Origin of the sequence: Paraburkholderia strydomiana (assembly GCF_046030495.1) — a bacterium.
GTDB classification, from domain to species: Bacteria; Pseudomonadota; Gammaproteobacteria; order Burkholderiales; family Burkholderiaceae; genus Paraburkholderia; species Paraburkholderia strydomiana_A.
In genome coordinates, this window is sequence record NZ_JAQQCJ010000071.1 from 1 (window position 1) to 1,010 (window position 1,010).

Here is a 1,010-nt window from a genome sequence, read left to right on the forward strand (position 1 = left end):
GAAAAGCTGCAGGCCGACGCCAGCGCGGCCTGCAATGGATTGGCCGCGGTCGTTTCCGAAATGCCCAATTCGTCCCGTGCGTGAGCGCCGAGTGCGTCGTGCGCCATGAGGGCCTGCGCGACCTGTTTGGCAAGCGCCATGTCGAGGCCGCGCCGCACGTAAATCGCCGCCAACTCCCGATGCTCGCGCGCGCCATCCGCATCGAGCTCCGCCTGCTCTTCGGCGAGCGCCGCTGTTTCTGTATCCGCCTGCGAGGAGACCGATACGTACTCGCCTGTCGCCATCGACATCGCACCGGCCACCAGCCCAGCCAGGCCGGTCAGCACCAGGTGGCCGTGCTCGGCGTGCGCGGACGCGACGCCCATTATCAGACTTGCCGTCGAAATGATGCCGTCGTTTGCGCCAAGCACCGCTGCGCGTAGCCAGCCAATCGCCTTGATGCGATGCGGTTCTTTACGAGCCCTGGGCATTGGCGGACGTCAGCGGTCTCGAACCTGATCGCGCGACGGCCCCGCGTGGGGCAGCATCCGCTGCAGTACATGGTCCTTCAGGACAAAGCGGTGGAACAACGCTGCGACGACATGCAGACCAATCAATGCGAAGAGCACCCATGCGAGGATGCCGTGCACATCACCCATCTCGTGGCCAAAGGCCGAGCCCGGTTCGCTCAGTGCCGGATAGGGCACGACCCCCAGCAAGCGCACCGTCCAGCCACGTGAGGACGCGTTGATCCAGCCGAGCAGCGGCACCAGCACGAGCGCGGCATAGAGGAGAACATGCGTTATGTGCGAAACGACGCTGAGTAGCGGCGGGAGTTCGTCCGGCGTGGGCCAATGGGTCAATCGCCAGATCACGCGGATTGCCATCACGGCGACGAGCGTCGCGCCCACGCCAAGATGCCAGGCGATCAGATTAACGGGCTGCGTGTCCTTGTGGACATCCGGCATCGTCCAGCCGATCACAAATTGCATGGCGACCAACAGGACGGTTAGCCAGTGCAGCGTGCGCGC

Annotated in this window: 2 protein-coding genes; both read right to left on the reverse strand. The window is 64.8% G+C overall.

What is annotated here, in order from left to right; translation table 11 throughout:
* The coding region (locus PQQ53_RS34950; protein ID WP_408329294.1) for a VIT1/CCC1 transporter family protein at window positions 1-470 on the reverse strand (470 nt) is incomplete at its 3' end.
* Window positions 471-479: 9 nt separating this feature from the next.
* Window positions 480-1,010, reverse strand: a 531-nt coding sequence (locus PQQ53_RS34955; protein ID WP_408329297.1) for a cytochrome b, incomplete at its 5' end; no start/stop codon positions are given.